Origin of the sequence: Vibrio sp. TRT 29B02, from assembly GCF_050113655.1 — a bacterium.
GTDB lineage: Bacteria > Pseudomonadota > Gammaproteobacteria > Enterobacterales > Vibrionaceae > Vibrio.
In genome coordinates this window covers 1-500 of record NZ_JBNJOJ010000079.1, presented here as the reverse complement: position 1 = coordinate 500, position 500 = coordinate 1, and the positions used below count along the sequence as shown (strand labels likewise).

Here is a 500-nt window from a genome sequence, read left to right as displayed (position 1 = left end):
GGAATCTTTGGAAGTAAAACAGAGCAAGCGGTTAAATCTTTTCAGCAGACATACAAACCAACGCATACAACTCATGCTCAATACAATCTTGATAAGACCGATGGTGTTGTAGGCAGAAATACTGTACTAGCACTAGATGAAGCGGTCGTTGAGCAATGGGATAGCACTTTTCATCTTGGTTGGATGCAATCGACGACCACTCAATCACAAGATGAATTGTGGGCAAACCTCTTTACGTCAGAGACAAGTGAGGAACAAAAGCAGACCATCAAGCGCTGTAATCTTCATTTGAACGAGCCCGTTCGAGAGGGTGAAATTGTCCTTCTTCCAACTACAGAGCCTAAAACAAAGGATGAACGAGAGCTGCTCAATCTTTGGATTGAACAAGCGAAGATTGCTAGTAAGGAATTAGGAAAACTATTGGATGAGGAGGTAGCGACACTCAACCGTCACTTCGAGCTTTTCTCTCATCAACTGGAAGAGCGGATTGAATCGGATGG

Annotated in this window: 1 protein-coding gene; it reads left to right on the top strand. The window is 43.6% G+C overall.

Annotated elements, in window-relative coordinates; all coding sequences use genetic code 11:
• Positions 1-3: 3 nt before the first annotated feature.
• The coding region (locus ACQEXT_RS21275; protein WP_426953447.1) for a peptidoglycan-binding domain-containing protein at positions 4-500 on the top strand (497 nt) is incomplete at its 3' end.